29 protein-coding genes are annotated in these 23,671 nt (G+C 64.6%); 11 read left to right on the top strand and 18 right to left on the bottom strand.

From position 1 onward, the window contains the following. The first annotated feature begins 57 nt into the window (after nt 1–57). Complete coding sequence (locus HTIA_RS12080) at nt 58–861, top strand: alpha/beta fold hydrolase (protein WP_008527113.1); 804 nt, start codon at nt 58–60, stop codon at nt 859–861. Between the two features lie 54 nt (nt 862–915). Here HTIA_RS12080 and HTIA_RS12075 read toward each other — a convergent pair whose 3' ends face one another. Next, on the bottom strand, nt 916–2,838 hold the full coding sequence (locus tag HTIA_RS12075) for a beta-CASP ribonuclease aCPSF1 (protein ID WP_008527114.1): 1,923 nt from the start codon (nt 2,836–2,838) through the stop codon (nt 916–918). A 257-nt stretch (nt 2,839–3,095) separates the two neighbouring features. On the opposite strand from HTIA_RS12075, the gene HTIA_RS12070 reads away from it, so the two are divergent. The 4 genes from HTIA_RS12070 to HTIA_RS15960 all read left to right on the top strand — a co-directional run bounded on the left by HTIA_RS12070 (nt 3,096) and on the right by HTIA_RS15960 (nt 6,899). After that, complete coding sequence (locus tag HTIA_RS12070) at nt 3,096–3,584, top strand: hypothetical protein (protein WP_008527116.1); 489 nt, start codon at nt 3,096–3,098, stop codon at nt 3,582–3,584. A gap of 74 nt (nt 3,585–3,658) precedes the next feature. Beyond that, nucleotides 3,659–4,477 (top strand): M14 family metallopeptidase, encoded by an 819-nt coding sequence (locus HTIA_RS12065; RefSeq protein WP_008527118.1) that lies wholly within the window; start codon nt 3,659–3,661, stop codon nt 4,475–4,477. 65 nt (nt 4,478–4,542) lie between these two features. Next, nucleotides 4,543–5,997, top strand: coding sequence for a proline--tRNA ligase (gene proS / locus HTIA_RS12060; protein WP_008527120.1), 1,455 nt, complete (start codon nt 4,543–4,545; stop codon nt 5,995–5,997). Nucleotides 5,998–6,704: 707 nt separating this feature from the next. Next, nucleotides 6,705–6,899, top strand: a complete 195-nt coding sequence (locus HTIA_RS15960) for a hypothetical protein (protein ID WP_148290960.1) — start codon at nt 6,705–6,707, stop codon at nt 6,897–6,899. Nucleotides 6,900–6,989: 90 nt separating this feature from the next. Here HTIA_RS15960 and HTIA_RS12055 read toward each other — a convergent pair whose 3' ends face one another. From HTIA_RS12055 to secF, 6 genes are all read right to left on the bottom strand, one after another. Next, entirely contained in the window at nt 6,990–7,901 is a 912-nt protein-coding gene (locus HTIA_RS12055) for a glycosyltransferase (RefSeq protein ID WP_008527121.1), read from the bottom strand. 65 nt (nt 7,902–7,966) lie between these two features. Then, on the bottom strand, nt 7,967–9,058 hold the full coding sequence (locus tag HTIA_RS12050; protein ID WP_008527122.1) for a M20 family metallopeptidase: 1,092 nt from the start codon (nt 9,056–9,058) through the stop codon (nt 7,967–7,969). After that, entirely contained in the window at nt 9,058–10,317 is a 1,260-nt protein-coding gene (gene lysA, locus HTIA_RS12045) for a diaminopimelate decarboxylase (RefSeq protein WP_008527123.1), read from the bottom strand. Before lysA ends, HTIA_RS12050 begins: the two co-directional genes overlap by 1 nt. Before the next feature lie 60 nt (nt 10,318–10,377). Then, nucleotides 10,378–10,542, bottom strand: a complete 165-nt coding sequence (locus HTIA_RS16890; protein WP_008527124.1) for a hypothetical protein — start codon at nt 10,540–10,542, stop codon at nt 10,378–10,380. A 62-nt stretch (nt 10,543–10,604) separates the two neighbouring features. Next, nucleotides 10,605–12,128, bottom strand: coding sequence for a preprotein translocase subunit SecD (locus HTIA_RS12040; protein WP_008527125.1), 1,524 nt, complete (start codon nt 12,126–12,128; stop codon nt 10,605–10,607). Next, nucleotides 12,125–12,985: a protein translocase subunit SecF gene (gene secF / locus HTIA_RS12035; RefSeq protein WP_008527126.1), complete on the bottom strand. Its 861-nt coding sequence runs from the start codon at nt 12,983–12,985 to the stop codon at nt 12,125–12,127. The genes HTIA_RS12040 and secF overlap by 4 nt, the downstream gene beginning before the upstream one ends. A 131-nt stretch (nt 12,986–13,116) precedes the next feature. On the opposite strand from secF, the gene HTIA_RS12030 reads away from it, so the two are divergent. Continuing rightward, entirely contained in the window at nt 13,117–14,181 is a 1,065-nt protein-coding gene (locus HTIA_RS12030) for a guanosine monophosphate reductase (protein WP_008527127.1), read from the top strand. Between the two features lie 18 nt (nt 14,182–14,199). Here HTIA_RS12030 and HTIA_RS12025 read toward each other — a convergent pair whose 3' ends face one another. Both HTIA_RS12025 and HTIA_RS12020 read right to left on the bottom strand, forming a co-directional pair. After that, entirely contained in the window at nt 14,200–14,664 is a 465-nt protein-coding gene (locus HTIA_RS12025) for a DUF5812 family protein (RefSeq protein ID WP_008527128.1), read from the bottom strand. Nucleotides 14,665–14,695: 31 nt separating this feature from the next. Beyond that, the gene (locus HTIA_RS12020) at nt 14,696–15,241 is read right to left on the bottom strand and encodes a hypothetical protein (protein WP_008527130.1); all 546 of its coding nucleotides are present in this window, start codon (nt 15,239–15,241) and stop codon (nt 14,696–14,698) included. Nucleotides 15,242–15,345: 104 nt separating this feature from the next. On the opposite strand from HTIA_RS12020, the gene HTIA_RS12015 reads away from it, so the two are divergent. Together HTIA_RS12015 and HTIA_RS12010 are read left to right on the top strand one after the other, a co-directional pair. Then, nucleotides 15,346–16,116 carry a CPBP family intramembrane glutamic endopeptidase gene (locus tag HTIA_RS12015; RefSeq protein ID WP_008527132.1) on the top strand — a complete coding sequence of 257 codons (771 nt, stop codon included), beginning with the start codon at nt 15,346–15,348 and terminating at the stop codon, nt 16,114–16,116. 60 nt (nt 16,117–16,176) lie between these two features. Continuing rightward, on the top strand, nt 16,177–16,374 hold the full coding sequence (locus HTIA_RS12010) for a hypothetical protein (protein ID WP_008527134.1): 198 nt from the start codon (nt 16,177–16,179) through the stop codon (nt 16,372–16,374). Here HTIA_RS12010 and HTIA_RS12005 read toward each other — a convergent pair. Beyond that, nucleotides 16,371–16,835, bottom strand: a complete 465-nt coding sequence (locus tag HTIA_RS12005) for an NOB1 family endonuclease (protein ID WP_008527136.1) — start codon at nt 16,833–16,835, stop codon at nt 16,371–16,373. The two genes, HTIA_RS12010 and HTIA_RS12005, sit on opposite strands and share 4 nt — an antisense overlap. Nucleotides 16,836–16,839: 4 nt before the next feature. Then, nucleotides 16,840–17,079: a PRC-barrel domain-containing protein gene (locus HTIA_RS12000; RefSeq protein ID WP_008527137.1), complete on the bottom strand. Its 240-nt coding sequence runs from the start codon at nt 17,077–17,079 to the stop codon at nt 16,840–16,842. A 210-nt stretch (nt 17,080–17,289) separates the two neighbouring features. Between HTIA_RS12000 and HTIA_RS11995 the strand changes: the two genes are divergently transcribed. The 3 genes from HTIA_RS11995 to HTIA_RS11985 all read left to right on the top strand — a co-directional run bounded on the left by HTIA_RS11995 (nt 17,290) and on the right by HTIA_RS11985 (nt 20,757). Further along, nucleotides 17,290–18,465, top strand: coding sequence for an MFS transporter (locus HTIA_RS11995; RefSeq protein WP_008527138.1), 1,176 nt, complete (start codon nt 17,290–17,292; stop codon nt 18,463–18,465). Between the two features lie 149 nt (nt 18,466–18,614). Beyond that, entirely contained in the window at nt 18,615–20,423 is a 1,809-nt protein-coding gene (gene infB / locus HTIA_RS11990; RefSeq protein ID WP_008527139.1) for a translation initiation factor IF-2, read from the top strand. A gap of 82 nt (nt 20,424–20,505) precedes the next feature. Then, nucleotides 20,506–20,757 carry a hypothetical protein gene (locus tag HTIA_RS11985; RefSeq protein ID WP_008527140.1) on the top strand — a complete coding sequence of 84 codons (252 nt, stop codon included), beginning with the start codon at nt 20,506–20,508 and terminating at the stop codon, nt 20,755–20,757. 30 nt (nt 20,758–20,787) lie between these two features. On the opposite strand, the gene HTIA_RS11980 is transcribed toward HTIA_RS11985, so the two are convergent. From HTIA_RS11980 to HTIA_RS11950, 7 genes are all read right to left on the bottom strand, one after another. Then, the gene (locus HTIA_RS11980) at nt 20,788–21,060 is read right to left on the bottom strand and encodes a DUF3194 domain-containing protein (protein WP_008527141.1); all 273 of its coding nucleotides are present in this window, start codon (nt 21,058–21,060) and stop codon (nt 20,788–20,790) included. After that, complete coding sequence (locus HTIA_RS11975) at nt 21,057–21,461, bottom strand: prefoldin subunit beta (RefSeq protein ID WP_008527142.1); 405 nt, start codon at nt 21,459–21,461, stop codon at nt 21,057–21,059. Before HTIA_RS11975 ends, HTIA_RS11980 begins: the two co-directional genes overlap by 4 nt. Nucleotides 21,462–21,543: 82 nt before the next feature. Next, a complete protein-coding gene (locus HTIA_RS11970) occupies nt 21,544–22,161 on the bottom strand; it encodes a hypothetical protein (RefSeq protein ID WP_008527143.1) in 618 nt (205 codons plus the stop codon). A 45-nt stretch (nt 22,162–22,206) separates the two neighbouring features. Next, nucleotides 22,207–22,446, bottom strand: coding sequence for a KEOPS complex subunit Pcc1 (locus HTIA_RS11965; protein ID WP_008527144.1), 240 nt, complete (start codon nt 22,444–22,446; stop codon nt 22,207–22,209). Then, nucleotides 22,447–22,581, bottom strand: coding sequence for a DNA-directed RNA polymerase subunit P (locus HTIA_RS11960; protein ID WP_008527148.1), 135 nt, complete (start codon nt 22,579–22,581; stop codon nt 22,447–22,449). A 1-nt stretch (nt 22,582) separates the two neighbouring features. Beyond that, complete coding sequence (locus tag HTIA_RS11955; protein ID WP_008527149.1) at nt 22,583–22,867, bottom strand: 50S ribosomal protein L37ae; 285 nt, start codon at nt 22,865–22,867, stop codon at nt 22,583–22,585. A gap of 82 nt (nt 22,868–22,949) precedes the next feature. Next, entirely contained in the window at nt 22,950–23,669 is a 720-nt protein-coding gene (locus HTIA_RS11950; protein ID WP_008527151.1) for a DUF2103 domain-containing protein, read from the bottom strand. Nucleotides 23,670–23,671 lie beyond the last annotated feature (2 nt).

The raw sequence follows: 23,671 nt of genomic DNA, 5'->3' as shown, positions 1-23,671 counted from the left end.
ACGCCGTCCGCCGACGTGATGGGAACTACTTTTGCAGTGGAAAATAACGTACGCAGCATGGACCTCCCCGCGGAGTGGACGCACGGAACCGTCTCGGCGAACGGGATCGACCTCCAGTACTATCGAGTCGGAAGTGGCCCGTCGATCGTCCTCGTGCACGGGTTCGGCGACACCGGCAGACGATGGGTCCCACTCGCCGAAGAACTCGCCGAGGAATACGACGTGATAACGTACGATGCACGCGGCCACGGACAGTCGGACGCACCCGAGACTGGATACAGTATCTCGGACCGCGTGGCCGACTTGCGTGGACTGATCCATGAACTGGACGTCGAGCGGCCGGTCCTTCTGGGCCATTCGATCGGTGGGGGAACGGTCGGGTGGCTGGCCGCAAGGCATCCCGATCTTCCCCGAGGAGCGATCCTCGTCGACCCGGACTGTTTCCACGACCTGCCGGAGAGAGACCCGGAGGAACTCTTCGAAGAATCACGACAGCGGTTACGGAACGGCCACGAACGGACTGTCGAAGAGATCGTCGAGGAACAGTATCCGGACATGGATTCAACCCACGCCCGCCGTCTCGCCACGGGTCATCTGGAAAGTGGCCCCGAAATCGCCGAACTCGCGCGTGAGGGATACCCCGCCCCACTCGCCGAGAAGCTCCCGGAGATCTCCTGCCAAACGCTGCTATTGCGGTCCGACAGAGATATCGAGGTACGGGCGGCCGACCTCGACGCGGCCGAAAGCCTCCAGTCCGGTCGATTGGTCCACGTCCCGGAGGCAGGCCACTACGTGATCCGTGACAGGTTCGACGCCGCACTCACGGAGATCCGGACGTTCCTCCGACGGGTCGATCCGTAGCGGCCTCGTGGCGTCGAATATCGAATCGACGGGGAGGACACGGACAGAAAGAGATCAGACGAACCGGAAGGTTTCGAGGTTCTTCGGCGCGAACGTCCGCATGTTGTACTCGTGATAGAGTGCCGAGGAGAGGTCCTGGACCGAGGATTCGTCGCCGTGGACACAGAGCACTTTCTCCGGGCGGGGGTTCATCGTCTTCACGAAGTTCTCAAGGCCCTGGCGGTCGGCGTGGCCCGAGAACCCGTCGACGGTCTCGACGTTCATCTCCAGGGAGAGCGTGTTGCCCCGGCCGCGACCGTTGTTCCCGATCGGAATCTCGTCCCAGCCGTTCTGGATCCGGCGCCCGAGCGTCCCCTGGGCCTGGTAGCCCACGAAGGTGAGCGTCGAGTCCGGATCGGGGCCGAAGTGTTCGAGCCAGGACATGATCGGGCCGCCGGTGACCATCCCCGACGTCGAGAGGACGATTGCCGGTTCGCCGTCGGTGACTTCCTGGCGCTCCTCCTCGCCGCCGTCGATGTGGTTGAACTGGTCGGCGAGGAACGGGTTCTCGTCGTCGTGGAAGATCCGATCCCGCAGGTCGTCCCGGAGGTACTCGGGATAGGTGGTGTGGATGGCCGTCGCCTCCCACATCATCCCGTCGAGGTGGACGGGCATCTCCGGAATATCGCCCTCCCGCATCGCCTCCTCTAAGACGAGCATGAGTTCCTGGGAGCGCCCGACGGCGAAGGCAGGGATCAGGACCGAGCCACCCTGCTCGTAGGTGTCCCGGATGATCTCCTTGAGCCGCTGTTCTGAATCTTCCTGGTCGGTCTGGTAGTCGTTGCGTCCGCCGTAGGTCGACTCCAGGACGAGGGTCTCGACGCGGGGGAACTCGTTGACCGCGCCGTTGAACAGCCGCGTGTCGTCGTAGTGGATGTCACCCGAAAAGGCGACGTTGTACAGGCCATCGCCGATGTGGAAGTGCGAGACCGCCGACCCGAGGATGTGGCCGGCGTTGTGCAGCGTGAGCTTGATGTCCGGCGAGATGTCCGTCACGTCGCCGTACTCGATCGGGATGGTGTGTTTGATCGCCTCTCTGACCATCTCGGAGTCGTAGGGCGGCGAGCGTCCTTCCTTGGCCGCCACGTCGAGGTAGTCAAGCGTGAGCAGGCCCATCAGATCGCGGGTCGGCTCAGTCGTGTAGATCGGGCCGTCGTAGCCGTATTTGAACAGCAGCGGGATGAGCGCGGAGTGATCGAGGTGGGCGTGGGTGAGGACGACGGCGTCGAGTGAACTCGCTCCGACGCCGAGGGCCTCGGGTACCTGAAGATACGGGTACTCGTCTTCCGCACCGGGCTTGTCACCGGCGTCGATGAGGACGCGGGTTTCGGGCGTCGAGAGGATGAACGCCGCACGGCCGACCTCCCGACAGCACCCGAGCGTCGTGATCCTGACCCACTCGTCGTCGGACATCTCCTCGCGGTGGATCTGTCTGCCGACCCGTTCTAAGATGTCCCGGCGATCCTCACGTTCCTGCTTGAGGAAGTTCCGCACGTTGCTGACCGTCGAGGACTCGATCGGCGGGGTCCGGACGACCTCCGGCGTCCACCCGACCTGCTGAGTTATCTCCCGAAGCGTCGAGCCGTGTCGGCCGATCACCATCCCCGGCTTCTCGGCTTCGATGACGACCTCACCCGTATCCTCGTGGAAATCCAGGTCGGTGACGGTGGCTTCCTCGGGGATGACCGAGAGGACTTCCTCGCGTGCCTCCCTGGGCGGGGCGAGAACGTCGGTGTCTGGCCGGACGGTGATCCGCTTGCGGAGTTTCGACGCGAGTCGGCGAACGAGGTCGCCGTTCTCCGCGAATGACTTGGGATCGCGCGTGTAGATGACCAGTTCCGGGCCCTCGTAGGTGACGTCAGTGATCGTAATGTCGTTCGGTACTTCGCTAACAATCGTCTCTCTCGTGTCCTCGAGTTGCTGATCTACGTTACTCATAGCTGCGAGACGTCCCCGTCGTTTCCCGATCGACCGGCGCACCCGTACCAGACTGGGGCACGGAGCGTGGCGACGGCCGACGGCAACGACGACGACTGATTAGTAATGTCATGGTACGACAGTGATGCATCCGCATCGGTCCGGTCCCGTAGTACTAGCGGAGGGAACGCGGAAAACCGATATCCGTACCTCCCTATTCCCCTCGGTTAATAAAAACCTTCGGAAACGTTGAGGGTCCCGTCCTCCGAAACACACCCATGCAGGTGACACCGGCCCGCGTCGAATCGGAACGAGCATGGGTGAGAGATCGGGCAACTGTCGTCGTGGCGCTGATCAATCGCCTCCGGAGCAATCTGGGGGATGCCTTCGACACCGACGTCGATCCAGTCACTGGCGACCAGTATCGCAACGCCGTCACCAGGGTGTTCGCCGACGGCGACCGGGCGGTCAACGTCGCCGCGCTGGTCGGCCTCCTTCGCGAACTCGACGTCGAGGGCGACTATCCCGGGTTCGTCGTCGACGAACTGCTCGGCCGTGAACTCGCTGCCACGATCGCCGGCGAGCAACCACGTGCAACGCTCGCGGAAGCGACCTTCCACTACGCAGACATCCAGACCCACGGCAGTGACGAGGACAACGCTGGGCTCGACGACCTCGACGCCGCGCTTGCGGCCGGATTCCAGACTCGCCTGCCCGGATGGGACTGGACCGCGACGGAGAGTCCGTTCGGTGTCGACCCCGAGTGAGGGACGATCGAGACGCGGCGTCGGTCCCGACGTAACCCGACGCGCTCTTGAGGATCGATGCTGAACTGTGGGATATGCGCGTCGAGCAGCTAGGCGATGGGAAGGCCGATCTGGCGATCGTGGCGGCGATCCACGGCGACGAACCCGGTGGCGTCGAGGCGATCGATCGGCTACGTTCGAACGGTGCGAACGTCGAGCGGCCGGTGAAGTTGATCGTTGCGAACGAGCAGGCACTGGAAGCGGGCGAGCGGTATCTCGACGCGGACCTCAATCGGGCCTTCGACGAGGACGTGCCTGAAGACGCTCACGAGCGCGAGCTCGCGCGGGAACTCGCCGACGCAGTCCAGGGGTGTACGGTGCTGTCGCTGCACTCGACGCAGTCCTCGGCCAGACCCTTTGCGATCAGTCCTGGACTCGACGACTCGACGCGGGCGATCGTCCCGCAGCTTTCGGTGGCGGCGCTGGTGCGGACGGGCCACGACGTCGAGGGGCGGCTGTTCGCGACCGACGCGACCATCATCGAGGTCGAGACAGGATACCAGCGATCGGTCGAAGCGGCCGAGAACGCTTACCGGATCTCCCTGGAGTTCCTGACGGCGACCGGCGCGCTGCCGGGATACACTGTTTCGAGTGACCTCTCGGTCTACGACCTCGGCGAACCCGTCGAGAAGCCACCGGCCGACGAGTACGAGGTCTTCGCCGATAACTTCACCCACGTCGACGCCGGCGAGACCTACGCGGCCGCCGACGGCGAAGGATTGGCCGCAGAGGAAGGGTTTTATCCGGTCCTCTTCTCGGCCTATGGCTACGAGAACATCTTCGGCTATACGGGATCGTTCGCGGGGACACTCCAGACGACCGAGGACGGGACGGCGACGCTGACTGCCGACTGATCGCACGCTGACCGGTGGCGGGTCGAACACGGCGGGTTTATGCCATCGCTCACGCACGTAGAGATATGAGCGGCGAGCAAGAGCTCGGCATCACCGAGAGCAAAGAGCACGCGACTGGCGAGTGGTACGCCGAACTGGTCCAGAAGGCCGGCCTGGCCGACTACGCCCCCATGGGCGGGTTCATCGTGACCCGGCCCCGCGGGTACGCTATCTGGGAACGACTCCAGAACTACCTCGACGGGTGGTTCAAGCAGACCGGCGTGCAGAACGCCTACTTCCCGCTGTTCATCCCCGAGAGCTACCTCGAAAAGGAGAAGGACGTCGTCGAGGGGTTCGACCCCGAAGTCGCGTGGGTCACCCAGGGTGGCTACGACGAACTCGAGGAACGGCTCGCCGTCCGGCCCACCAGCGAGAGTATCATCACGCCCTTCCTCGCCCAATGGACCCGATCCCACCGGGACCTCCCGATCCGCGTCAACCAGTGGTGTAGCGTCGTCCGGTGGGAAGCCACCGAGACAAAGCCGTTCTTCCGCACGAAGGAGTTCCTCTGGCAGGAGGGCCACACTGCCCACCACGACGAGGAAGACGCTATCGAGGAGATGGAGACCCGCCTAGAGCAGTACAAGCGTCTCTACGAGGACGTGCTGGCGATGCCGGTGCTTTCGGGGCGCAAGCCCGAACACGACAAGTTCCCCGGCGCGCACACGACGACGTCCGTCGAGGCGCTGATGCCCGACGGCAAGTCCGTCCAGGGTGGGACCTCCCACTATCTCGGGACCTCCTTCGCGGAAGCCTACGACGTGACCTACGTCGACGAGGACGAGAAAGAACGAACCGCCCACACGACCTCCTGGGGGCTGTCCTGGCGTGCGCTGGGCGCGCTGTTCATGACCCACAGCGACGACCAGGGACTCGTTCTGCCGCCGACGCTCGCCGAGACCCAGGTCGCCATTGTCCCGATCTGGGACGAGGACAGCAAGGACGACGTTCTCGCATACGCCGAAGATGTCGAGGCGGACCTCAAGGAAGCGGGCGTCCGGGTCGAACTCGACGACCGCGATCACCGCAATCCCGGGTTCAAGTACAACGAACACGAGCTCAACGGCGTCCCGCTCCGGATCGAGATCGGCTCTTACGAAGTCGAGGACGACGAACTCACGCTCGTCCACCGTCCCGACGGCGAGGAAGTCACGGTCGAGCGCGACGGCGTCGCTGATACCGTCTCCGACCACCTCGATACGATCTTCGCCAAACTGTACGCGAGCGCCGAGGAGACCCTGGAAGGGGAGATCCGCGAGGCCGAATCCCGCGAGGGGATTCTGGGCACGATCGGCCAGCACGGCGGCTACGTTAAGTGTGGCTGGTGTGGCGACGAGGAGTGCGAGGAACCCATCAAGGACGCCATCGCCGCCGAGATCGTGATGGTCCCCAAGGACCGCGACGAGGAACCGATCCACGACGAGTGCGCCATCTGCGGAGAGGAAGCCGAGGAGACGGCGTACTTCGCCAAAACCTACTAAACCATCTTTTCCCAGTCGGGTTTCCTCGCGCCCACCGGGCGCTGCGGGAACCGCGTGGCGACGAAGTCGCCACGGCATTCGGTTGCGGGACCATAGTACTTCACACATGAGTTGAATATTTGAGAGTGGGAAGCCCACGCCCGCTCGGCTCGGGGGACTCGTTGCGCTCCTCACTCCGTTGCGGTGCTTACTTCGTCCGCCGTCCCCGAGCGGGCGTCCCCTTCCATTCCCGCCCGTCTCGGCCGCTTAGTCAGGCGGTTCGGGTGGGACTGAAAGGGGCGGCTGGCTCCGGGAAGACGGGCGACGCAAGGACCGCAACGAACGGAGTGAGTGAGGACCGCAGCGAGCCCCTCGACTGGAGCCAGCCGGGGCTTTCAATTTCTTCATTCTATTCAATCGTTCTCTGGTTCACTATAGGCCCGCAACCCACTCCTCGAAAAACATGGTCCACGCGAACGCAGAGAGTGTGGGCTCGGGAGAGCTTGCTCTCCCGGTGGTGTAAATGGCCGACGGCTCGACCGCCGGTCTCGCCATCGGTGAACTGCGCTCATTCCGTTCGCGCGGATACTTCTCCGAGAGCGCGTCATAGAATCGTTTGTAGTTGCTCAGTAGACGGTTTTGGTTCTTGCTCTGGGCTCGGTCAGCGGTAGTTGCTGGCTCTGAAATTGTAGAAAAAGTATATGAATTATGCAGCTGAATGAGTGGACGTGTCAGAACAGCCCTCCACGAGGTCGAATAGCCTGGTCAGCACAGAAACCAAGATTACAGCAGTTTTCGTCATACTCGCTCTCGTATCGGTGTACGGCACAACAACTGTAACTGATACGCAATGGGTTCACTTCGCCGTGCTCCTCGGCGTTGGCGTCATCGTCCCGACATTCATCAACGAATGGCGTAACTAATCGGATTACGAACCCGACAAACACTATTGTAGCACAGTGAAACGTTTTCTATGACACGCACCGATACTATCTTTCCCTCGAAACGGCCGTTCACTCGACGATCTCAACGTCGAACATGCTTCGCCAGCGATAGCGCCGCCCGCCCCAGACGAAGGTCCGGCGAACCAGTGCGTAGGCGAACAGCGGAAGATTCACCACCGTCGCCGGGACCGCCAGGAGGAACGTCCACCGCCGGATGCCGAAGGCCGCGTAGACGAGGCCATACGAAAGCGTGACTCCGACGGTCGTGAGTAGCGGGAAGGAGACGAGCGCCGTCGTGATGGCGAGCAGCGCGAGGGCGTTGAAAGCAGTGATCGCCGGACCGTGAAACCGGACGATCTTGATGAACCTGACGAACCGCTCGAGGGACTCACGGACGGTGCCGCCGGCCGAAACCTCGCGGACGCGCTTGAGTGTCGTCATCTCCAGATGCTCGCCGAGCGTCCCGTCGTCGCTGACCGTGCGCCGGAGGTCGGCCCTGAAGGCCTCGATGTCGAGGTCGTCGCGTTCGAAGATCACGCTCCCGCCCCAGGGAATGTCGCCCAGCCACGTCGTAAGCGTCCCGCCGAAGACGTTGGTCGGTTCGAGGAACACCGAAAGCGGATCCTCTCCGCGAAAGAACGGCACCTCCGAGACTGGGCCGTGGCGATCGTAGTCGGCCGAGAGGGTGTCCAGCCAGTCCGGTGGATGGTCGAAGTCGTCGTCCGTCCAGACGATCCGATCGTGACTGGCTCGATCCATGCCTCTGTCGACCGCGTTGGCCTTGCCCGAGCAGCCATCGGGGTCGCCTGCGGGGATCACTGACACTGCCGGAGTGAGATCAGTTCGCTCCGCGACTGGATCGCTCTCGTGATCACAGAGGAGCAAGAGTTCGTCGTCGTCCTGAAGTTGCTCGGCCACCTGTCGACAGGCCGACGTCCAGGTCGTCGTCGGCAACAGCACCGAGATCGGCGGGCGCTCCATAGTCGAGAAACGAAGACCGTCTGTCAGTAGCTACTGGAACCCTCACTTGCTGCCGGTTGCGCGGCCTACGCCATCATCGTCTCGACCGTCCCGGTCAGCACGTCCGCCGCACGCTCGACGTCGCGCCGATCCACGTATTCCCGTGGCGAGTGCGCGACCGGTCCCTCGTCGTCGCTCAGCACGCCGGGACCGAAGACGACCGTCGGCGCGCTCACGGCGAACTGAGCCGCCTCGGTCGCCGCGCCGAAGGGGGGAACAGCACCGCCGCCTGCTTCCCGCAGCACCTCGACGATTTGAGCGTCTGGGTCCGTCTCGAACGCCTCGGGGAACGGTGTGTCCGGGCGGACGAGAGAGACGTCGACGCCGATATCAGCAGAAAGTTCCTCCCGAAGGTGAGACTCCAGTGACGCCGGGAATTCCTCGCTGCGCTCGGGCGGGACGCTCCGCCGGTCGAAGGTGATCCGTACCTCGGCCGGGATCTGGTTCGGGGCCTCGCCACCCTCGACCATCGTCGGCGTCAGCGTCGGCGATCCCAGTGTGTCGTGGGCCGCCGTCCCGTTCTCCGCGTCATAGCGATCCATCGCCTCGATCGTCGGGCCGATTGCTCGAACGGCGTTGGTCCCGTCGCTCGGATCGCTGGCGTGGGCGCTCTCGCCATGGAGCGTGATCTGGCCCTCGAACTGGCCCCGAGCGGCGTAACAGACGTCGAGTCCGGTCGGTTCGCCGACGATGGCCGCGTCGAAGGTGTCGAGGGACTCGGCGAGGTGTGCCGCGCCGGTCTGGGTCGTCTCCTCGTCGGGCGTGACCGCCAGCGTGACGCTGCCGTCATCGAGGTCAGCCCCAAGGAACGCCCCGACCATCGCTGCCAGCGGCCCTTTCGCGTCGCAGGCACCCCGTCCCTGGACGATATCACCGTCGCGCTCGAACGGGACGTGTGGCGGAACGGTGTCGAGGTGGGTGTTGAGCAGGAGATGGGAGGTGTCGTCAGGATTTTCGCCAACGCCTCGTCGCGCGACGACGTTGCCCGCCTCGTCGATGCGAGCGTTCACACCCGCATCTTCGAGTACGTCGACGAGCAGCGATCGCATGTCCGCGACCGACTCGTGGGAGGGTGTCCGGACCGCGCGCTCGTGGAACGCGAGGACATCGAAGGCCATCACTCGCGCTCCGCATCGGGCGCGCCGGGGGCCTCGTCCTCGACGCGCGTAACGTCGGCCATCCGCTCCCGACGGCGGACGACCCGCGCGTCGTCGCCGTCGATCGCGACCTCGGCGGGGCGGGGCTGGGAGTGGAAATTGTTCGCGAGTTCGTAGCCGTACGCGCCGGCGTTGCCGATCGCGAGGATGTCGTCACGTTCGGGCCGGGCAATCGGTCGATCGGTGGCGAAGACGTCCGCGCTGGTACAGCAGGGGCCGCCGACAGAAACCGGTTCGTCCGCCCGATCAGGCGCGGAGACGCTCCGAATCGGATGGTACGAATCGAACATCGCCGGGCGGATGAGCGTCGACAGCGAGGCGTCGACGCCGACGACCGTCGCCGCTTGCGTTTCCTTGATCGTGTTGACCGTCGTGAGGATCACCTCGGCGTCGGCGACGACGTAGCGGCCGGGTTCGAACTTCAGCGTCGCGTCGAGGTCGCCCACCGCCTCCCGGACCGTCTCGGCGACGGCCTCGATGTCGAGTGGCGGTTCGTCCTCGTGGTACGGGACGCCGAACCCGCCGCCGAAGTCGACGAACTCCAGACTGTCGTCACCGACCTCTCGAGCGAGATCGGCGACGGTTCCCAGCGCCTGGGCGTGCTTCTCGACCTCGTCAGTCAGAACGCCGCTGCCGACGTGGGCGTGGAGTCCGACCAAATCGAATCGGTCCCGGAGTTCGTCGGCGAGATCGGGGACGCGCTCGGCCGGAATCCCGAACTTGGCGTCCTTGCCCGTCGCGACTTTCTCGTGGTGGCCGGTTCCGATGCCGGGGTTGATCCGGATCGCGACGCGGCCGTCGTACCCGCGCGCTTCGAGACGATCGAAGGTGTCCTCGGCCCCACCGGTGATCGTGAGGCCGGGGTTGTCGCCGGCGAGTTCGACCGCGTAATCGAGGTCGGCGTCGGGCGGGTTGACGGCCGTGTACTGGAGAGTGTTCGGGTCTGCGCCGGCTTCGGTCGCGCGCTGTAGCTCCCCGCGGGCGGCACACTCGATGTCCGCGCCGGCCTCGAGTAACGTCGAGAGGACCGCCCGGCCAGTGTGGGCCTTCGCGGCGTACATCACGTCGGCGTCGGGGAAGGCGGCGGAAAAGCGGCGGTAGTTCTCGGCGACACGGTCGGGATCGAGGACGTACAGCGGCGTGTCGTGTTCGGCCGCGAGATCGAGCAACTGCGTGTGGTCCCAGTCAGCGAGGCGACGGACCGGCGGCGAGTGACTCATTGGAAGACAGACGGGTTCGGCGGCTAACAAGCGTTGTGCTTCCCCGGGCGAAAGGTAGGGTCACTCCTCGCCGACGAACACCGTCTCCAGGCGGTTGCCACAGTCCGGACAGCAGAAGGTCTGCCACTTCTCCGGGTCGAGTCCACCGATCGTCTCCGTACGGATCACGTCTTCGCGGGCGACTGATTGCTCGCAAGTCTCACAGTAGAACGTATCCTCGGACATTGGACGAGATTCACGTCCGGACGCCAAAAGCCCGCCGCTCCAGATTCGGCCGTCGAAGCGCCTCAGGCGTCGAGGACGAGCCGACGGAGGAAGTTACCGTACGCCGGACGCGTGATCAGCACCCCGATCAACACGCCGACGATCGTGATGATCGCGAACCCGCTTAAGTCCCCAAGCGAGAGGACTGTCAGGGGACTCATCGCGAGGATCGTCGTCGCCGCGGCCGCGCCGATGACCCAGAACGCCTTCCGGAAGCGGTTCTGGAACACCCGATCGGTAGCGATCTCCTCGCGCTGGAGGATCTCGTCGGCGATGATGATGAGGTCGTCGGCCCCGGTCCCAATGACCGCGATGAACCCGGCGATGTGCGAGAGGTTCAGCGGATACTGAACGAGCGCCACGAACCCCAGGAGGATGAACACCTCAGACATCGCCGTGACGATCATCGGCAGCGCGACCCGGGCGTCACGGTACCGGAAGTAGATCATGCCGCTGACCGCGAAGACAGCCATGATTCCCGTGAGCAGCGAATCCGTCCGGAACTGTTCACCCATCGACGGTTCGAGGCTCTGGCTTCGTGCGTTTTCGAAGTCCAGCGGCGCGGGCAAGCGACCGGCCCGGAGACTGATCTCGAGTTCGTTGGCCTCGGACATGTTCCCGGTTATCATCTGATACCGGGGGTCGGTCGCGAAGTCACCGGATGCAAAGGAACTGGCGAGGTTCGCCTGGACGCCACCGGCGAAGACGACGTTGTCGTTCAACGTCACGGCCAGACAGTACCCTTCGATCTCCGAGACGTTCGTGATGTCAGCAGTACTTGCCTGACACTGGCGCGCCTGGCCGAACCCGTACTCGACCATGTCGTCCTGGAAGCGGTCGGCGACCGAGTCGCGGATCGTCACCGGGACGACCGGATTCCCGTCGGAATTTCGCTGTGCCGGACTGATCCGGCTGAAGTCCTCCTGGCTCAGGACATTGTCGCGGACCCACGACCCGTTCCCGTCCGGATGGACGGCGTAGACCCGGACGACGCCACGCTCGTCGAGTAGCGCCTGAAGTTCCTCCTGATCGCGGTCGGGGGCCGTAATCGAAATGAACGTCGGCCCCTCGATCGACTGAATCGTCGAGACGCTCCCGCCGCTGAGTGCGGACTCGCTGATCTTGTCTCGGATGACCCGGACCATCTGTTCGCGAGTCGCGGACGTCACGCCGTCACGTACCCTCTCCGGTTGATAGCCCGCCTCGACGAGCGCGTCACGGAGTTGGTCCTGTGTGACGTTTCGCGTGAAGACCTCGACGGTCTGGCTCCCCGCGGAGGTCCTGACGTCGATCGGATCGAGCGAGAGCGTCTCGGAAATGTCCTGGGCGAGAGGGGTCTGGTCTTCAGCACTGACGTTGACGCCCTCGGCTGTGATGCCGACCGCAGGTGCCTGAAGGCTGGTCCCCCCGTCGAGTTGAATCCCGTATTGGAGATTCGTGAACCCGCCGTCGTCGGCTCCGCCGGCAACGGGCGCGAATAGAGCAATCCCGCTCCCGACGACGAAGACGACGAGCAAGACGATCTGCCAGTTTTCGCGAACGTTCATCGGTTCACCCCGTGGAATCGGTACCAGCGTAGCAGACTCAGATTCAGCATGTACGTGTTCATCAGGTCGACGCTAAGCCCCAGTACCAGGACGAACCCGATCTGTGCCATAATCTGGATGTTGAAGAACGTCGCCATGATCGCCATGACGGCCATCGCGACGATCGAGGTCAGCGTCATCGTCACACCAGTCTGCATCGCGGCGTAGGTGCTTTCGTAGAACTCACCGCGACGCCTGAGGATGTGATTGTTCAACAGGATGTCCGAGTCGACGCTGTACCCGATCAGCATGAGGAGGCCGGCAACAGTTCCCAAGGAGAGTTTGACACCAAGTAGACTCAACACAGCCAGCGGGATCACCAGGTCAGAGAACGCCGAAACGATGATCGCAATGCTCGGGACGAACGTCCGAAAGAGGGCGAACGCCAGGATGCTCATCCCGAGGAAGGCGATCGCGATCCCGATGACAGCGATCCGCGTACTGTCCGCTCCGAACGACGGTGGCGTCGAACCGCTCCCGAGAACGGAGATATCGGCCGCCATGGCCTGCTCGCGGAGATCACCGATATTCGAGACGTCGAACGTGACGACGAACCGGTCTTCCTGAGCCTGGACAGCCTGGACTGAGACCGGTTCCGGAGAGAACGTCCCCTGTAGTTCAGCCGCGGACATCCCTGTTTCGACGGTCATCTCCGAACCGCCGGTGAAATCGATGCCGAGCGCGGCCGGTGACCCGGTCAGCCACCACGATCCGATCAGGACCGCGATAGCTATCGCCAGGACGGCCAGCGGAACGGCCGCGAGCTGACGGTTCGAATACTTCGTATAATCGACTTTCGGTACCTCGAACTCAACCATGCTCATGGATGTGACACGGCGTTGAATAAGCCTTCCTAAAGCGTCCTTGGGCCCCAGTCCGTCGGCGGCCGCCCAGACGCTCGCGGCCGACGACGGGCTTTTGTGGCTGGCACTCGTCGGATTGTGGCGGCATGAAAGACCTCACGACGGGGCGATCCTACGGGGATGTCTTGCTCGTCCCACAGCGGTCGCCGGTCGACAGTCGCGACGACGTCGATCTCTCGACGCAACTCTCACCGGACATTCGACTCGATCGCCCACTCCTGAGCGCGCCGATGGACACTGTGACCGAACGCGAGACGGCCATCGCGCTCTCTGCGGCCGGCGGGTTCGGCACGATCCACCGGTTTCTTGCGATCGACGAACAGGTGGCCGAGGTGCGTGCTGTCGTCGAGGCGGGCGAGCGTGTCGGGGCGGCCGTCGGGATCGCCGACGACTACCTAGAGCGGACCGAACGCACGCTCGACGCCGGGGCCGACGCCGTCGTCGTCGATGTCGCACACGCTCACCTCGAACGGGCCCTCGACGCGGTCGAAACGCTCGTCGCCGAGTACGACCCCGCGAACCTCGTCGTCGGAAACGTCGCGACGCCCGAGGGCGTCCGGGATCTCTACGCCGCCGGCGCGGACACCGTCAAGGTCGGGATCGGCCCCGGCTCGCACTGCACGACCCGGCGCGTCGCCGGGGCTGGCGTCCCGCAGTTGACGGCGGTCGATCAGTGTGTCGACGCCGGTGCGGACCTCGACGTCCCGATCATCGCCGACGGCGGTATCCAGAGCTCCGGCGACGCAGTCAAAGCGCTGATGGCGGGCGCAGACACAGTGATGCTCGGACGGCTGTTCGCCGGAACGACCGAAGCGCCGGGTGCGGTGGTCGAGGTCGACGGCGACCGGTACAAGCGTTCACGCGGGATGGCGACGACCGCCGCCAACGAGGCCCGGACGGACAAGGACGGCGCAGCGGCGGACGCCGACGAGGGAGTCGAGGCGTTGACGCCCTACAGCGGCGACCTCGCCGACGTCGTGGACCGATTCGCCGCGGGCATCCGGTCGGGACTGAGCTACTGTGGCGGCCACACGATTCCAGAAGCACGCGAACGCGCCGAATTCATGGCTGTCGAAGCCAGTGCCCGCGAGCGCGAAGGGGCACACTTCGATCACGACTGGGAGAGCGTGATCGGCGACGGCGGCGATTGATCGAACGGGTGGCCCGTCTCACGGCAAGTATCGCACGCTGACACACCCCGCGTCCGCCCGAATTTCGACACGATCGACGCCGAGTCGGGCGGCCCGCCGGCGCGTCTCGTCGTCGTCGATGACGTCCTCGACGGCCTGTTCAGTTTGGTCTTCCGGGACCGTGAGAACGTGTATTTCTCCCACACCCTCCCGCTCACGGCGCGTGACCTCGCCGATCGACTGGTCACCGGCGATATCGCGGGCCAGTTTCGTCGGGCGTTCGGGGCTGCGTTCGACCGGGATCGTGCGGCGGTCGTGGACGGCGACGACCTCCCAGGTGACTTCCATCGGTGGCTCGGCCCGGACAGTCGCCTCGAGTACTTCGCCTTCCGAAAAGTCGGGGTGGGCCGACAGCGTGTGAACGTGTGCGTCAGCGACGTTCGTCAAGACGGCCGACTCCGCGTCGACGTGCGTGACCACGAACGTCCCCGTCTTCTCGCTCATGCGCGAACAATGACGGTCGACCCTCTTTGATTCACCGGTAGCGGCGGTGTACGACGAGCATGATCACCGCGGCGAGTCCGGGGACGGCGGGCGAAGCGGGTTCGGGAATCGCGTACAGGAACTCGACGAGCGGTGCGAACACGCCGTCGGCGGCGGGTCGCGTGACGGTTTCGCCGTCGAGGACGAACGACGGCGGCATCGACGCCACGAGACCGAGATATACCGAGAGGACGAAGGCGAAGCCACTCGCCGCGAGGGCGCGGTCGTATCGACGGTCGCTCTTGCCCCGGCGGTGGCGGCGGGCGACGAGCAACGTCGGCGCGAGGAGTGGACCGACGATCAGCAACGCGACGAGGACGTAAAACGCCCGGGCGCTCGTCAGGAACCCGCCGGGCGTACCGACAGTCGCCCCGATGAGCGAGATCACCGCGAGGACGAAGACGATGGCGACCAGCGCGGCGACGAGTCCGCCCACGACCACGTAGGCCCGACAGAGCCGCGAGTCGGTCGCCCGGAACGCGTAGGGGAACGCACCGAGAACGCCGTCGTAGGCCGCTTCGTTCGTCGTGTCCGACATGGGCGGACGCTTCTGTTGGATCGCGCATAAACGCCGCGGTTCGAGCGCCAGCCGAGACCCCCGGAAACGTAGCGCCTTTGGGGTTGGTGACCGTCCGTTCAGGTATGGCATCGAAACGCGTGACGGACAACCAGCGCCTTCGGGCAGTGATCCTCGCCGGGGGGTGGTCGCTGGTTGGGCTTCTCGGGAGTGAACTGCTCGCGGTGCCGCTGATCGGGACTGTCCTGTTCGTGGCCGGCCCCCTTTCCGATACAGTCTACTATTCAGTGACGATGGTCGCGAGCGGGATCGGGATGGTCGCTCTCGCCGGCGCGTACTTCTGGTTGCACGACCACACCGTAGACTACCTCGATGTGAAATGGCCGAGTCTTCGGGAGATAGGATACAGCGTCCTCGGGTTCCTCGCCCTGTTTGGAGCACTCATCGTGGTTAGCCTACTGACCCAGGCGCTGGGCGTCCAGACGGCCGACCACAATGTCACCCAGATCGTCGAAGAGTCCGGAAGCGTCGAAATCTATCTCGTCCTGGCGGTACTGTCCTTCCTGGTGATCGCGCCGGTCGAGGAACTCTTCTACCGGAATATCGTCCAGAAATCGCTCTACGAGACGTTCTCTCCCCGCCAGGCCGTCGTCATCGCCAGTGGCCTCTTTGCGCTCATCCACATTCCGGTGTACCTCACGAACGGCCTCGGACCGCTGTTGACGACCTTGCCCTTCCTGTTCGTCCTCGCGCTGGTGCTCGGTGAGAGCTATCGCCGAACCCGCAACCTCACCGTCCCGATTCTCATCCACGCTGTGTTCAACGCCGTCCAGTTCCTCTACCAGTATCTCGTCGAAGTCAACGACCTGGCAACGGGGACGGGCCTGCTGTCGTGATGGCCGGTCGGACACCTGTCTGACGCAGATTTATACCGTGACAACGTCTCACATCAAAGTATGCCGACCCGGTTTTCGATCGTCGTCGACGACGATCGGGCCCACGACATCGAACACCTGGCCCACGAGCACGATCTCACGGAGGAGGAAGTGCTCCGCCAGTTGCTCACACTTGGGCTCGAAGCACTCGAGGAAGACCGACCGGTCGGGGGCCGGCCCGAACGCGACGTAACCGGGAAAACCGACGCCGATCCCTAGGCACTCGATGGATTCTTCCGCGAGAGCGGACTGCCACAGATCGGACAGCGGTCGTGATTCTCGTCGAACTCGCGACCACACCCCTGACACTGGAAGTGCCAATCGCGCTGCTCTTCGATCCCGTCCTGGTCGATCACTTCGACATCGATCTCCAGTTTCTCCGCGACGTTCTGCATGGCGTAGTCGTCGGTGACGAGTCGGCCATCGAGTTCGAACGACGCGGCGATCAGTCGGATGTCCGTCGTCGAGAGGGCCTCGTGGTCGCCGGTCTCGTCGGCTGCCCGACGGATGCGTTCGACGGTCTCCTCGTCGGGAATGTGGAGGTGCATCCCCGACCCCTCGAGGGCGTCGAAGCGATAGGCGCTCTCGTCTTCGAGTTCCTCGCGAACGAGAGGGATCGTGGCGAGTTGCTCGTCAGTGTGATACTCGTTGATGAAAGCCGAGGCGTCGAGAACGTTCATTTAGTTAGCGTTCGATGATCATGTGGTCTTTGACAGCCTGTACGCGACTGACGGGGACGCGGAGGCGGCCGTCGTCGTCCCGCGCGAACGCCGTCTCTCCGAGCGTCTCGTCGGGTTCGATGATGAGGTCTTCGAGTCGGCCCGATTCGAGGTCCATCGTAATGTTGTACAGCATGCCAAGTTCGGCCCCGTCCGAGCCCATGACGTCTTTCCCGGAGAGGTTCTCGGCGAGTATGTCGGCCATACAGCGGTGTACCCGGTCCACTTACATAAACTCCACGGGGTCGTCGGACGTCCGGCAGACGCTCCCCTGGGCGTGGCCGACCGAAAACGTGGTGACCCAGCTGTCTCTGTGAGGGGACCGGGGCTCGTCGAACGGCAAATATGAAGCCTTTTTTCTTCACAGATAGAACAACGGGAGAATGGACGTCAAGAGAGCGGACGGTGAGCGCACGTGATCAGCGACGAGCGGCGCTACCAGTTTATCTATCTCGTGCTGTACGCAGCAGCGAACGGGATTTCCGGCTACCGGAACGTCTTCTTCGAGGACATCGGCCTCTCGGAGTCACAGATGGGAATGATCGGGGCCGTCCTGATCGGCGCGGGGATCGTGGCCCAGCCGCTGTGGGGAGTGCTCGCGGACGCCTACGGGCGGACCAAGCTGGTGATGGCCGTGGGAGCGATCGTCTCTATCGTCGGTGGGTTGCTGTTCCCGATCGGGACGATACTCGAATCGCCGTATCTGCTCATGCTGATCGCCGCCGCCATCTACTCGGCGTTCCGGGCACCGATCATCCCGCTTGCGAACGCGATGGTCCTCTCGGCGGGGATCGACTTCGGGAACGTCCGGGCGTTCGGGAGTATCGCCTTCGGTATCGGCATCCTCGCGATGGGGCCGCTGGTCGGGACGTTCGGCACGGTCTCGATCTTCGTCGTCTACGCACTCGGAATGACAGTGTTCGTCCTCTCGATCAGGGGCGTGCCACAACCCTCGTCTGCGGACCTCTCGCCTGATCTCAGGGAGGATTCGCTCCGATTGCTCACCGATCCACGGTTCGTGTTGCTGCTGATCGTCGGCGTGTTCTTCGGGGCGGCGACCACGACCGGGGGCGCGTTCTTCTCGGTATACATACGGGCCATCGAGGCGGGCGACGCCATGACCGGCGCGGCCTGGTTCGTCCGGACGCTCGCCGAGGCCGCGATCTTTGTCTGGGCAGTGCATCTCGGACTCGAACACCGAACGCAACTGGTGGTCGGCGCGGTACTTTCCGCCGTGAGTTTCCTGCTCTACGTGATTCCGGGGACCCTCCCGGTCACGTTCCTCGCACAGCTTCCCCGGGGCGCGGGCTTTGCTCTCTTTACGCTCGCGTCCGTCTCTCTGGCCCACGAGTACGCCCCGGACACGCTGAGTGGCTCGGCCCAGGCGTTGCTGGCGGCGCTCGGACTCGGCACCGGTCGCGTGTTCGGGCAGGTCGCCGGCGGCTGGCTGGCCGACGTGATCGGCGTCCAGGGGATGTACCTCTACCTCGCGGCCGCAGCCGGGATCGGGGCCGTCCTCAGTCTCGGGTTCTTCCTCGGATCGGTCCGAACGGCACTTCGACGCGTCCTGAGTCGAGCAAACAGGCGGTGAGGACGACGGCCCCGCCTGGAGGATTGAGTCGACAACGACGGCGATTCGCTCGCGAGCCGACGTGAGCAGGCACACGCCACCCGCCGTCAATACGAACTTCTTAAATGGCGAGAACGCCGAAATCGGACAACTTCTCAGGGTGAGACGGGATGGCCGAACACACACCACACGACACGAACGAGTCGTCGTCGCTCCGGACCCCGATCGTCGCGGTCCTGGGCCACGTCGATCACGGCAAGACGACGCTACTGGACAAAATACGCGGGTCGGCCGTCACCGAGGGCGAGGCCGGCGCGATCACACAGCACATCGGCTCGACCGCCGTGCCACTGTCCGTGATCGGCGAGATGGCCGGCGACCTCGTCGATCCCACGGACTTCGACCTGCCCGGCCTCCTCTTTATCGACACGCCGGGCCATCACTCCTTCTCGACGCTCCGTTCTCGGGGTGGGGCCCTGGCCGACATCGCGATCGTCGTCGTCGACGTCACCGACGGCTTCCAGCCACAGACCGAGGAGGCCCTGGACATCCTCAAGCGGACCCAGACCCCCTTTATCGTCGCGGCCAACAAGGTCGACACGATCCCGGGCTGGAACCCCAACGACGACCAGCCCATCCAGGCGAGTAAGGATCGCCAGCCCGACCGCGTCCAGTCCGATCTGGACGAACGCCTGTATGAACTCATCGGCCATTTGAGCGACGAGGGGTTCTCGGCGGACTTCTACTGGCGCGTCCAGAACTTCCAGAACAACATCGGCGTCGTCCCGCTGTCGGCGCTGACCGGCGAGGGCGTCCCGGACCTGCTGACCGTACTGATGGGGCTCTCCCAGCGATACCTCAAGGAGGAGATGGCGATCGACGTGGCCGGCCCGGGCGCGGGGACAGTCCTCGAGGTCACCGACGAACGCGGGTTCGGCACGACCATCGACGCCGTCGTCTACGACGGGACGATCCGTGCGGACGATCAGATCGTCGTCGGCGGACTCGAAGAGCCGATCGTGACCGAGGTTCGGGCCTTGCTCCAGCCCCGCCCGCTCGCGGAGATCCGCACCGAAAAGGAGTTCGAGAAGGTCGACTCGGTAGCGGCCGCCGCTGGCGTGAAGATCGCGGCCCCCGATCTCGACGACGCGATGGCGGGCGCGCCCGTTCGCGTCGTGCGCGATCGGCCTGTCGAAGAGGTCATCGCCGAGGTCGAGGCCGAACTCGCGGCAGTCGAGGTCCAGACCGAAGAGGAGGGCATCGTCGTCAAGGCCGACACGCTCGGCAGTCTCGAAGCGATCTCGAGTACGCTTGCCGACGAGGAGATCCCGATCATGCGCGCGGAAGTCGGCGACGTCGCGCCCCGCGATATTCGAGTCGCTGAGACCGCGAACGAGCCCACTCACCGGGCGATCCTCGCCTTCGGCGTGGACATCCTCGACGACGCCGTCGCACTCGCAGACCAGGAGGACGTCGGGATCTTCGAACACGACGTCATCTACCAGTTGATCGAGGACTACAGCGAGCACGTCACGGCGATCGAGGAATCCCAGCAGGAACAGATCTTAGAGAACATCACCCGTCCCGCGCGATTCCAGATCCTCGACGACCACACCTTCAGACAGTCTGATCCCGCCGTCGTCGGCGTCGAGATCCTCTCGGGGACGATCGTCCGGAATTCCAACGTCGCCCGGTTCGATGGCTCGGAACCCGAACGCGTCGGCCAGCTCAAAGGCATTCAGGACGAGGGCGAGGATGTCGACCAGGCGCGTGCGGGCGAGCGCGTCGCCGTCTCGATCGACGGCCCGACCGTCGGCCGGGACATCGAGGAAGGCGACGAACTCTGGATCGAGCTCCCCGAGAAACACGCCAAGATCTTAGAACAGGAACTCACCGAGGAGATCCCCGCCGACGAACGCGAGGCGCTGTCGATGTATCTGGACAAGCGGCGAAACAGGGATCCCTTCTGGGGGAAGTAGACAGATCGAGTTCAGCCCGTTTCAGAGGCAATCACCGCGGGTGAACGGCGCGCTTTTGGGAGCGAGCGCCCAACAACAGCCAATGACAGATCCCCGTCCGGACCCCGAGTACGACCGCGTGCAGGCGCTGAAGGCGGTCACGCCGTTCCTCGCGCTCGGACTCGCGGACCTGTTGTTGTTGCTCGGGTGGGGGCTGGACCCGCTGTGGGGATTCATGATCCTGCCGCCGATCCTGTTCATCAGCGCCCTCGCGTGGATCGGCTTCCGGACGGGGTTCATCAGCGATCGAACTGGCGAGCGACCGGGCACCTCAACTGTCGACCGTGGAAAGTGAGAGACGCAGAACGTTTCGACGCCGGTCGCCTCAGTCCTCTAAGAGGTCGTCGACCGCCGATCGAGCCGCGAGCGCGGCGTCGTCGGCGATCGTCTCGGGGTCGGCCCGCGCGTCGGGCGCGTTGAGGTAGACGTCGACCTCGAGGACCTGGTCCTCGAAGGTCACCGTCACGTCGAGATCGGCGACTGTCGATTGATCGAGTCGCGAGAACACGACTTTTTCGGCAGCCGCTGCAGCCGTCTCGACGACGGTTTCGTCGGACGGTGTGTCTGTGTCGGACGCCTCACTCACGTCGTCGCTCATGCACCGCCAGCGCCCGGACCGACGTCCGGACCGCCGCCGAGTGCGCCGCCACCGCCGCCACCGCCGAGCATCTCCTGGAGGTCACTCTGGAGCTCCTCGAACTGCTCTTCGACGCGCTCCTCCTGTTTCTCGAGGGACTCGACGCGGACTTCGAGGTTGTCGACCGTCTCGCTGAGGTCGTCTTCGGCCTCGTCGTACTCGGTCTCGACGAGGAGTTCACCGACTTCGCGATACATCGTCGAATCGGGGTCGATGTCTTCGAGGGCCTCGAGGGCGTTCTGAGATTCGGTCAGCTGGGTCTGGGCCTGCTGTTTCTGCTGGGCGACCTGCTGGGCCGTCTCCTGGAGGTCCTGCAGTTCTTCGAGCTTCTCCTGTGCTTCAGGTGGCAGATTTCCCTGCATATCCGCTACGTCGAGACGAGCACGGAAAAACCCACCTTTTGTGGTCTCGCCAGGGGCGAGCCGATCACCGTCGGTCACTCCCTCAACGACCGCGGATCAGCCCGCCGATCGTGCCGCCGATTCCTCCGATTACGAGGGGATAGGCGATCCCGGCGAGCAGAATCGCGACGACGAGATCCGGACCCGCCGACGCCTCGACGCCCAGCACCGACGTCGACCAGCCGGTGACCACCACACCAACAGCGACGACGAGGACGTACCCAAACACGACCGAGCCGCCGGCCACGGCACCCGCCACTGCGGACCGGGCAGCAGTTGCGTAGGCAACGACCGCACCGAGAACGACCAGTGCGACCACCGGAACGGCGAAAAACCACGGCTCCCAGAAGACGCTCTCGGTCAGCGCGACGGGGTTCGGCGAGTCCGAGCCAGATACGTCGATCAGCACGTCGACGTTGTGCGCCCGATAGAACACCCAGCCGGCGAGTTTCCAGCCCGCCGGGTAGTCGAATTCGCCCCCGAACTGACTCAAGACCCCGAACAAGCCCGAGACGCCGTCGATCGCGTCGGACTTCGACAGCGCAATCACGCCGTACCCGAGCACGTACGCGAGCACGCCACCGATCAGGCCACCGCCGATCGAAACCGAATCCGCGATCGAATCGCTGTCGATCCGATGCCCCTGTTGTCTGGTTGCCATATTACATCGGACGGCAACTCGACCGATAAACGTGCCGGTGACGGCTCAAATCTCCCCGGCGCGTTCGGCGACCTCGACCAGCGTCGTCCAGGTCGTCACGCCGGCCCGGAGTGCGACCGGGTCGGCGGCTTCGATCGTGATCGAGAGCGTCTCGTCGTCTCGATCGATTCGGGCCCGGGTCCGGTCGCCGTCGATCTCGTCGAGTTCCTGAGCGACGCTTCGCTCGACGAGCGAGGCACTGTCGGAGTCGTCGTACGCGAAATCGAGAACCGCCTCGTGGTCCATCTACTCGACGCTGACTTCTTTGACGTCGCGGGACCGTTCCTTCAGCAGGACCCGGTGACCGCAGTACGGACAGCGGACGCCGCCGTACTCGTCGAGTTCGACGTCGCGTTTGCAGCGCGAGCACTTATATGCCATCTCAGGCCTCCGTCTCCTCGCCTTCCTCGGCGAGCGCCGCACGGATCGACCGGGTGGCGGCCCGGCCGCCGGGGGTCGTCGGGCTGTAAGAGCCACCCGTGAAGGTGTAGCCACAGTAGCCACACTCCCAGACGCCGGTCCCCTGGCGGGAGACGCGGTCGCGGCCGCACTCGGGACACTCGTGATCGTCGTTCATGTTCGCCTCGATCTCGGCGACGCGACGGCGGGAGACCCGCCCGTATCGCGCGCCGAACCGACCGGCACTGCCGGTACGATCGTCAGCCATAGTGGTAGAATATGACGGCAGCGGGCTGATAAACCTGTTGAGTTGCGGGCAGTGGATGGTGCCGGAGACCGCCGGGCGTCGCTCACTCGGCGAGGTCGGCGTCCGCGAGCGCCTCGTTCAGGTCCGCCCGGACGTGCTCGCCGAGTTCCCGATTGTTTGCCGTCGTCACGACGCGATTCTCCTGGACGCTGGAGCCGTCCCGGATCAGGAGTCGAACGTTGCCGCCCTGGTCGGCCCGCGTGGCCTTCGCACGGACGCCGCCACGTGCGCTCGATCCGCTCGCGTCGATCGGTCCGGGGATGATCTTCTTGACGTGGGGGTGACCCGCGACCGTCTCGATCGCGCGCATCCCGTCGCGATCGCCGATCAGCGTCGAGTGAGTGCCGCCGATCTTCTCGGCCGCGCTGGCCTCGACGACCTCCAGGGCAGGCTCGCCCTGGCGTTCGATGACGCGCTCGACGGGGTTCTCGCCCTCGACGCGGTAACACTCGTAGTGCAGTTGGGCGCGGACGGCGTCGATGACCGTCCGGTCGCCGGTGACGTACACTTCTTCGGGGCGCTTGCGGTGGACCTCGTCGGCGACCTGGCCGGCGAAGTTCCGCAACTCGACGCCGCTCAACTCGCCGTCCTCCTGTGTCGTCGTGACGACGCGCCGCCCGAGAATCTCCCCGTCGTCGATCGTCGTGACCCGGGCGCGTTCGCGGTCGAGTTCCAGGACGACCACGTCGGCGTTTCGCGTGTGACACACCAGGCAGTAGTCGCCGGGGCGATCGAGTTCGGCGGCGCACTGCCGGCATTGCATTA

This window comes from Halorhabdus tiamatea SARL4B (assembly GCF_000470655.1).
Classification (GTDB): Archaea; Halobacteriota; Halobacteria; order Halobacteriales; family Haloarculaceae; genus Halorhabdus; species Halorhabdus tiamatea.
The sequence above is the reverse complement of the archived record's forward strand: the minus strand, read 5'-3'. Positions and strand labels throughout refer to the sequence as shown.